This window comes from Butyrivibrio sp. (assembly GCF_024699075.1).
In genome coordinates, this window is the sequence record NZ_JAILQF010000474.1 from 1 (window position 1) to 9993 (window position 9993).

The following is a 9993-nucleotide window of genomic DNA, read 5'->3' on the forward strand; positions in this document are numbered from 1 at the left end:
TCAGGATGTGCACTGGTCTGATGCTTCTTTTGGCTACTTCCCGACTTATGCTCTTGGCTCAGCCTTCTCTGCCCAGTTCATGGATGCTATGAGGAAGGATATAGATGTTGATGAGTACTTAAGAGATGGCAGATATGTCGATATAGAAGGGTGGCTCCGTGAACATATACACAGATACGGCTGCAGATATAATGCGGATGAGATCATGTTAAAGGCTACAGGCAAGCCTTTTGATGTTAACTACTATCTTGATTATCTTGAGGATAAATATACAAAGCTATATAACTTATAAGAATCGGCTGATAATACATGATAATATTTTAATAAAAGAATATTTGGATAAAAGATCAGAATAATGGTCAGAAAAAGATCAGATAAAAAATATTCAAAATATGATCAGTAAAAAGTGAATCATCTAAAAAAGTAAATCAGCTAAAGAAATAGATCCAATATAGAAATATATCAAACAAAGGAAAAATATCATGAAAAGTATACTAGACTATGAAACAGTTGCTCTTGCAGATGAGCGTGATGCTATCGTCATAATAGATCAGACACTTCTGCCGGGAGAAACAAAGCTTATAGATTTAAAGACAGGAGAAGAGATATGGAATGCCATATACCTTCTTCAGGTAAGAGGAGCTCCTGCTATAGGCGTATGTGCCGGATTTGGTATATATCTTCTTATGAAAAAAAGCTCTGCTACATCCAAAGAAGAATTTTTAAGTGAACTTAAAAAGAATAAAGACTATCTAAACAGCTCCCGTCCCACAGCAGTTAACCTTTCCTGGGCGCTTGAAAGAATGGAGCAAAAAGCTGTTTCTTTTATCGAAGAAAAAGAGAGAAGCGGAAGCTCTTTTGACAAGGAAGCTGTTATTAAAGTAATGCATGACGAGTCAGAAGCTATTAAAGCTGAAGACATAGAAGTCTGCAAGAAGATCGGAGAAAATGGACTTACTCTTGTGCAAAAGGGAGATGGAATATTAACTCACTGTAATGCAGGTCAGCTTGCTACCTGCAAATATGGAACAGCAACAGCTCCTATATATTTGGGCCATGAAAGAGGCTACAATTTCCATGTATATTGTGATGAGACAAGGCCACTTTTGCAGGGGGCAAGGCTTACAGCTTATGAGCTTCATTCTGCAGGTATAGATACAACTGTTATCTGCGACAATATGTCAGCTTCGATCATGAAGACAGGCAAGGTTCAGGCTGTATTTGTAGGATGTGACAGAGTAGCTGCTAACGGAGATGCAGCCAACAAGATAGGTACAAGTGTTGTTGCAACAGTCGCAAAGCATTATGGTATACCTTTTTACGTATGCGCTCCGACATCTACAATTGATATAAATACAAAGACAGGTGATGACATAGTAATAGAGCAGAGAAAACCTGAAGAAGTAACGGAAATGTGGTATAAAAAGCGTATGGCACCTAAAGGCGTAAAGGTTTATAATCCTGCATTTGACGTAACAGATAACTCGCTTATAACTGGTATAGTAACAGAATACGGTGTTCTAAAAGCACCATATGATAAGTCTATAAAAGAAATGTTCGATAAGTATAAAAGATGATAAAAGCTTCCGGTAGCAGATGATATGCCTGCTTCCGGAAGCTTTTTTTACTAAGATAGTGAGATGCTTTAGTAATGAGCCAGGAGAATCTAAACGCAGGTAAGGTAGAATTTTATATTTGCGAAGTTTGAATTATTAAACTCAATAAACATAAATTAATAGCCGATATATTTGTATAACACATAGTGTAGATTTTTTTACGTTGCTTCAAAAGTACCATTTAAGTCAGAGGACCATTATGGATAACGAAAAGCTGGCTATAGATCTTACAACTGAAGAAACGATGGATGAAGCTGCCCTTGAAGCGCAGAAGGCACTTGAACAGGCTCAGGCGATAGAGTATGACAAAGAGCTTGAACTGTGCAGGAAAGCAGGTGGTGACCCAGAGGTTATTAGGAGCAAGAAGCTGGATTACAACCAGCTTGTTGAAGTGCGCAAAGGTCTTGAATCAGGGGTTGATGTTTCAAGATATATGAACTCGTCCATGCCGTGGATGCTTATGGAAGAACTGCGCCTTGAAATGGAGCAGAATATTGACATGACCAAATTCAGGAAAGATGGCTATGATCTATCCCAGGTATCCGAGATAAGGCAGGGACTAATTAATGGCATAAATGTTGCAGAGTACACCAAAAAAGAATATCTTGGCGAGCAGATGCACGAGATAAGACTTGGACTTGAAGCAGACCTTCCTGTTATTTTTTATAAAGATCCTGCATTTGATGCTTCTCAAATGAAGGAAATAAGGCTTGGACTTGTTGATAATGTAGATATAGCAGCTTATGCAAAGCCTTCTATTCCGCCTATGAAGATGAGTGAGGCCAGAGAATGCATGAAATCAGGCCTTAGTCTTACTACGGAAGAGATAGTTTCAAATTCTGTTGGTGTACTTCGCCAGATGAAAGAGGCGCATGTACGTCAGGTTGATATATCTGATTATATTAAACAGGGATTTGACGAAGACCAGCTTGAACAGATAATTAAGGCAAGAGAAAAGCATCTTGACGACTTTGATAAGTATCTTGATGTGGAAATTCGCGGTGAGAATCTCAGGGAGATAAGAAAGGGCCTTGAGGAAGGTCTTGATGTTTCTCTTTATGCTGATCATGAGTTTAACTGGCAGCAGATGAGGGAGATAAGGCGCGGACTTGAAAAAAATGTTGATGTAAGTGAGTATGCAAAGCCCCTCTATCAGCCTCGCCAGATGCATGAAATAAGAAAAGGCCTTGAATCAGGAGTTGACGTATCTAAATATTCCAGCATGATCAATTCTGCAAGGGATATGAAAGAGATAAGACAAAGGCTTGAAAAGGGTGAAGATGCCGGCGTTGCCGATTCCAGAAGCCTAAGATTTGAAGATGATGTAGAAAGCAGAGATGGAAGGGTTTCTGTTGACAATGATAATAACGCAAGTAAGTATAAAACTTTTGACGGCTCTGAGAAAGAAAAGAGACATTATCTTCAGATGACTCCGGACGGTCTCAAAGCATACCTTACTTTGCCTAGGCTTAAGAATAACGGAAAGTATACTCTAGAATTTGTGCTTGAACTTCTCGGTAAAGCTAATATAACCTTTGGCATCAAAAAAGATGTCATTCTGGACATGATAGGTAATGAGAAGTATGAAGAGAAAAAGCTTGTTGCGGAAGGTTATGGCCCAACTTTTGGTAAAGATGGATATTATGAATACTTTTTTGACAGAAAAGTTCCAACAGAAATAGAATTTACCAAAGATGGATCAGCTAACTTCGATAATGTAAGATATTTTGATACGGTAACAGTAGGACAGAAGCTTGCTGTATATCATCCGGCTATCCATGGCTCCGATGGAAAGACTATAAAGAATATTACACTTCCTGGCAAGAACGGACGAGATATGCCTGTTCTTAAAGGCAGAGGCTTTATGGTCATGCCTGACCATAAAACTTACTGTGCTACTGTATCAGGCGGAATAAGATTTACAGATGGCGAGATGATAATAAGTCCGCTCATGGAAATAGAAGATAGTAAGAGACCCTTGTCCATTGATTTTGTAGGAACAGTCTGGGTTAAAGGAGAAGTTCCTGCAAAGTCTGTTATAAAGGCTCAGGGCGATGTCATAATAGATGGATATGCAGAAGGCGCTACAATAGAAGCAGAAGGCGATATAGTCTTTAGAAGCGGATGTAATGGCCTTGACCGTAAAGCTTCTGTAAAGACAGACGGTAATATATATGCCAGATACCTTCAGAATCTTACTCTTGATGTTGGCAAATCTGTATTTTGCAATGGCATGATCTATTGTAATGCAGATATTAGAGGAAGCGTAATGGTATACGGCGATGAAGGCGCCATAATAGGCGGCGACGTATCTACTCAGATGGGTATAAACGCAGCCAAGCTTGGAAGCGACAGTTCTATTAAGACTATCGTAAGAGTCGGAGTAACATCAGCTCTTCTTAATGAATATAATAATGTAAAAAGAGTTATTGAGAAGACCAAATCAGAGCTTGATACCTTCTCCAAGGAGCAAAAGCGTGTAGGCACAGCTGATCTTAATACACGTGAACAGCTTCAGTGGAAGGTTAAGATCAATATGGCAGTAAGCTCTAAGGAAAAAGAGCTTGTAGGCTATGAAGAAAAAATGGAAGATATTAATAATCAGATGCTTAAAGTTAGAGGAGCCAGCATTAAAGCAAGAAGCACAGTTTATGCGGGCGTGCTTCTTATAATTGATGGCAAGCAGCTTCAGATTTCAAGTACCAAGGAAGAAAAGGGCGGAATTATCTATCAGAAGTAATATTATTTCTTATATGATCCTGCCAAAATATTCCGTGCATTAAATATGGCCCAGGCACCTTGTCTTGTCTTTAGAAACTAACACATAAGTCGCAGTTAATGTAATGCACTAATCTGCCGAATAATATAATGGTCATCATTTGCAGACTTTATAAGGCAAAAGAACAGATCCTTTTACATTTATCATATTCAGATCACAGGTGAACACATGGCTGAAGAAAATGCTGGAAGCAAACCAACAATTCTTATAGTAGATGACTCAGAGATCAATCGTGATGTCTTAAAGGAAATCTTTAAGGATGATTATACTATCCTTGAAGCGGATAATGGTAAGACAGCAATTGAGATGGTCGTTAAGAGCAGAGCTTTTCTAAGTGCTATCCTTCTCGACATTAATATGCCCGAGATGGATGGATTTTCTGTGCTTGTCGAAATTAATAAGGTCAAACTTGTTGATAAGATACCAGTAATAATGATCACAAGTGATACATCAATAGAGACAGAGAGAAAATGCTATGAACATGGCGTTGTTGATGTTATATGCAAGCCTTTTGATGCTCTTATCGTACAAAAGAAGGTCAGCCGTTCAATAGAGATACTTATGTCCAAAAGGCATCTTGAAGATCAGGTAAACAGTCAGACCAAGCTTCTTAGAGCGCAATTCCAGCAGCTTCAGAAGCAGCAGGAAGTTCTGAAGAAGAATAACGCGATGATCGTTGAAAAGATATGTACGATTGTTGAGTTTCGTAATCTCGAATCAGGATATCATTTAAGACGAATACATGACTTTGTTTCCATTCTGGGCAAGTATGTGATGAACATGTACCCTGAGTATAGTATTACTGATCATCAGATAGAGGTTATGGCTTCTGCATCTGCCATGCATGACATTGGAAAGATAACCATCCCGGACAATATTCTTCTAAAACCCGGAAGACTTACAAGAGATGAGTTTGAAGTTATGAAGTCACATACTACAAGAGGATGTGATATTATCAGAATGCTCGCTGATATTCAGGACAAAGAATATTTTGAGTACAGTTATGATATATGCAGGCATCACCATGAAAAGTTCGATGGAAACGGATATCCTGATGGTCTTAAAGGGGATGAAATATCGATGGCAGCTCAGTTGACAGGTCTGTCTGATGTTTATGATGCCCTTATAAGCGAACGTGTATATAAGGCTGCATATTCAATGGACAAGGCATTTGGAATGATAGTCAACGGAGAATGTGGTGTGTTCAATCCAAAGCTTATTAACTGCTTCAGAGAAGCCAAGCTTGAAATGAATAATGCTTATATAAGGACCAAGATGCAGGAAGCAGAAGATAATAAAGCTGTAAACGGCGAAGATGACGATTATGAGGATGATGACTAAAACTGTAATCAGTTCATTTTTGGTGATTCTCTGCGATGCTTGCAGGCATAATACGATAATAGGATAATACCTTAACACAAAAACGATTTTTGAAAAAAATCAGTAATTTTGTTGACAAAAGATCTTAATTGTACTAATATAATATCCGTTGCTGATGCAGTTGCAAAAGCAAAACTAAATATTATGTGAGTGTAGCTCAGCTGGATAGAGCGTCTGGCTACGGACCAGAAGGTCGCGAGTTCGAATCTTGTCACTCACATTTTAAAAGCAGATTTCTTTCGAAATCTGCTTTTTCTTTTGTTTTAAAATATATAAAATAATTTAGAATATACGAAAACGTTTACGCATTCTTTTCGTTCGAAAATCTCTAAATAATCTTTTTGAATTCCTCTGTAAGCCTTTAAAATAGGCTTTTATATAGCCTAAATACGTAATACCGTATATGACTTATATAGTATCTATTTATGCACTTAATTTAGATATGCGTCAGTTATTTGTTATATAGCACAAAAAGTACAGAGATTATCCGTCAAAAAACAAATAAAATGACTATAAATAGGCAAAAATATATTGCAATTCTAGGTAATATGATGTATATTTAAATTACGAAAACGATTAAGTTATATTAAGTCATTGGTTTTCGAAAGCTTTTCTATTGCTTTATTCTAAACGAGGGGGATTATGAAATGAGTTCTAAACCTAAAACCACCGAGCTGAGCGGAAAGAACGATGGATTCTGGCACAATGTTTTCAAGCATCACGCCTATCTTGTTCTTGCGCTTCCGGCAGTACTTATTCTGTTTTTCTTTAATTATGTTCCTATGGCAGGTCTTGTACTTGCATTCAAATCTTTTGATTACACCAAAGGCATATGGTTCAGTCCCTGGAATGGAATTGAGAATTTTAAATTCCTTCTTCAATCCAAGAATGATTTCATCAGAATCACAAGAAATACACTTATGTACTATGTGATATTTACAGCTCTTGGACAGTTCCTCAATGTTGTTCTTGCCATTGCGATCGATCAGTTTGCATTCAAGAGAGTTGGTAAGACAATGCAGACTATCATGATCATACCTGTATTCGTATCATATGCAGCAGTACAGTTTATCGTAATGGCATATTTAAGCTCAGGAACTGGTATCATCAATAACCTTCTTGGAGGTAAGATTCCTTTTTACAGAACTGCTAAGTATTGGCCATACATACTGACAATAGTTAAAATGTGGAATGGCGTAGGTTATGGATCAGTCCTTTATATGTCGGTACTTGCCGGAATTGATACTTCACTTTATGAAGCGGCTTCAATCGACGGTGCAAGCAAGTGGCAGCAGATTAAGCATGTAACACTTCCTTCACTTATTCCTATGATCACAGTAATGCTTCTTCTGTCAGTTGGCGGAATCATGCATTCTGACACAGGTCTTTTCTATCAGGTAACAAGAAACACAGGTATTCTTTATGAGACAACACAGGTTATCGATTCTTATGTACTTAATGCGATCATGAAGAATTCAAACTTCGGATTTACAGCTGCAACAACATTCTTCCAGTCTATAGTGGGTCTTTTGCTCATGCTTTTGGCTAACGGAATAGTTAAAAAGATTGCACCTGATAACTCATTATTCTGATTAGAGGGGGAGAATAGAAATGGCTAGAGCAAAAAAATTAAAGAGTGCAAGTAAACCCGGAATCGGGCAGTATATCTTATTCCTGTTTTTGTTTTTATATACAGCGTTTTGCGCACTTCCAATCATACTTGTTGTGATTTCAGCATTTACTGCTGAAAAAGAGATTGAGACTACAGGTTTTACCTATTTTCCTAAAGAGTTCTCTTTATCAGGTATGAATGCGGTACTTAAATATGGTGAGCAGCTGCGTACATCATATGGTGTGACAATTTTTATAACACTTGTTGGTACACTTGTAGGACTTCTTGTAATGAGTATGTTTGCTTACTCACTTTCAAGACCGGAGTTCAGACTTAGAAAAGCTTTATCAGTTTACCTTCTTATACCAATGCTTTTTAACGGAGGTCAGCTTTCTAACTACATCATCTTCACATCACAGTATAATCTTAAGGACAGCCTGCTGCTTCTTATTCTACCGCTGTGTGTAACGACGATGAATGTAATTATCTTAAGGACCTATATCCAGAACAGTATTCCTGAAGAACTCATGGATGCAGCAAGAATCGACGGAGCTGGAGAGTACAGGACATTTTTCCAGATCACTCTTCCTCTTATGAAGCCTTCACTTGCGGCTGTAGGATTTATGATGGCTACTGCATACTGGAATGACTGGCAGAATGCTTATCTGTATATTGAGAGTAATTCCAAAAAGCCATTGCAGCTTCTTCTTATAAACATTCAGAAGTCAATTGAGACAATGCTCAATAACAAGAATATCCCATCAGCAGTTCTTCAGGCTATGGGAGGTTCAATACCTAAATATTCATCAACAATGGCAACAGTTATCGTAGTTATAGGACCTGTTATCATAGCATATCCTTTCTTCCAGAAATACTTTGTAAAGGGTCTTACTGTAGGTTCTGTTAAGGGTTAAATTTCTAAGGTGTTTAGGGGGATGTCCCCTGGATATAATAAACCATTTTTCTAAAGAGGGAGGTTTTTATGAGAAGAAATGAATTAACAAAGAGAGCTTTAGCTTGTATGTTCTCAGCAACAATGGCAACAATGATGCTTGCAGGTTGTGGTGGCTCAGGCACAACTGATGGAACACAGACAACAGGCGAAACAGAGACAACTGATGGATCGGGAACTTCTACTGATGCAAGCGGTTCTACAGATACTGCAAGCTCAGGTGATGGAACAGTAATAAGACTCTACAGATGTACTTATAATACAGGATCTGTAGATGAAGATGAAGTTCAGGCAGTTGAAGATGCTATCAATGCTCGTCTTGCAGAACTTGGCGCTACATACACAATTGATATTCATGATATCATGAACGGTGAGTATGGAGATAAGGCTAACATGGCACTTGCAGGCGGAGAGGTTGATCTTCTCTGGACAGCTAACTGGTGGGCTACAATAGGTACTAACGATCTTTATAATTCTAATGCAGCATATGATCTTACAGATCTTCTTCCAGGTACAACACTTTGGGATTCAATGCCTGAATGGTTCTGGGAGTCAGCACGTTATGACGGCAAGGATATGTTCGTTCCTGTATATAAGGAAGGTGCTGAAGGCTACATGATCAAGATGCTTGATTCTAATGTAGAAGCTATCGGCGAAGATCCTGAAGCAATTGTAAAGGCAATCGAAGGAGAAAGCGATACATATTCACGTCTTAAAGCCCTTGAGCCTTACCTTCAGGAAGCTCTTGACGCAGGTATCAAATATCCATTTATCTTTGCTAACACACCTATGTTCTACAGATTCTACCTTGATAAGTATGATTTCGTAGACAATTCTCTTATGTCACAGATTGGTGTTGATCAGGAGACTAATGAACTTGTTAATACACTTCAGACAGATGAGTATCTTGAGTACTGCACACTCATTGCTGAATGGGGCGAGAAGGGTTACATCAATGTTGATGATGAGATCGGCGGCGTTGTAACAACTCAGACAGCTCAGACACAGGATTGGCTGTTCAACTGGTGGACAGCAGTTCCTAACAACGAAGAGTCTGAAGGACGTGATGGCAACCAGGCTGAGCATTTCGCACAGGTTACACAGAACTGGGGCCGTTCAACAACAACTCTTGGATCATGCTTCGCAGTATCAGCTCAGTCATCACCTGAAGTAGCAGCAGCTTGCGTAGATTTCCTTGGATACCTTTATACAGATAATACAGTAGCTAACCTCTATACATATGGTATTGAAGGTACAGATTATGTTCTTACAGATGGACTTGTAGACAGAACAGCAGGAACAGCTACATACAACCACAGCCCTTGGGAGTCAACATCAGTTAAGGCTGTAACACTTGAAGTTGGTGAGCCTTCTGACAAGGTAGAGCTCTATGATACATTCAACAACGGTGCATCAGGAACAGTTGCTAACGGATTCCGTTTCGACCACAGCTCAGTAGATGCTCAGTACTCAGCTTGTGTAAACCTCTTCACAGAGTATGGTAACTCTCTTGAAATGGGTGCTTATGGCTCAGATCAGGTAGCAGATATCATCGCAGAGTATCAGCAGAAGCTTGATGATGCAGGATACCAGGATGTTCTTGCAGAAGCTCAGAAGCAGTACGAAGCTTGGAAGGCAGCTAACTAATATCCAT

General features: G+C 38.8%; 6 protein-coding genes, 1 tRNA gene and 1 pseudogene. All 8 read left to right on the top strand.

Features of this window, described 5'->3' with window-relative positions; all coding sequences use genetic code 11:
* Positions 1 to 292 (top strand): annotated as a pseudogene (locus K6G87_RS18920) (carboxypeptidase M32); the annotation flags it as partial.
* Between the two features lie 190 nt (positions 293 to 482).
* Positions 483 to 1577: an S-methyl-5-thioribose-1-phosphate isomerase gene (gene mtnA, locus K6G87_RS18925; RefSeq protein WP_296840790.1), complete on the top strand. Its 1095-nt coding sequence runs from the start codon at positions 483 to 485 to the stop codon at positions 1575 to 1577.
* Between the two features lie 238 nt (positions 1578 to 1815).
* Positions 1816 to 4356 (top strand): DUF342 domain-containing protein, encoded by a 2541-nt coding sequence (locus K6G87_RS18930; RefSeq protein WP_296840792.1) that lies wholly within the window; start codon positions 1816 to 1818, stop codon positions 4354 to 4356.
* Positions 4357 to 4563: 207 nt separating this feature from the next.
* Positions 4564 to 5736, top strand: a complete 1173-nt coding sequence (locus tag K6G87_RS18935) for a response regulator (RefSeq protein ID WP_296840793.1) — start codon at positions 4564 to 4566, stop codon at positions 5734 to 5736.
* A 185-nt stretch (positions 5737 to 5921) separates the two neighbouring features.
* Positions 5922 to 5995 (top strand) — tRNA-Arg (locus K6G87_RS18940).
* Between the two features lie 427 nt (positions 5996 to 6422).
* Positions 6423 to 7367 (top strand): ABC transporter permease, encoded by a 945-nt coding sequence (locus K6G87_RS18945; protein WP_296840795.1) that lies wholly within the window; start codon positions 6423 to 6425, stop codon positions 7365 to 7367.
* 19 nt (positions 7368 to 7386) lie between these two features.
* Positions 7387 to 8301, top strand: a complete 915-nt coding sequence (locus K6G87_RS18950; protein WP_296840796.1) for a carbohydrate ABC transporter permease — start codon at positions 7387 to 7389, stop codon at positions 8299 to 8301.
* Between the two features lie 68 nt (positions 8302 to 8369).
* Positions 8370 to 9986 (top strand): ABC transporter substrate-binding protein, encoded by a 1617-nt coding sequence (locus K6G87_RS18955; RefSeq protein ID WP_296840797.1) that lies wholly within the window; start codon positions 8370 to 8372, stop codon positions 9984 to 9986.
* Positions 9987 to 9993 lie beyond the last annotated feature (7 nt).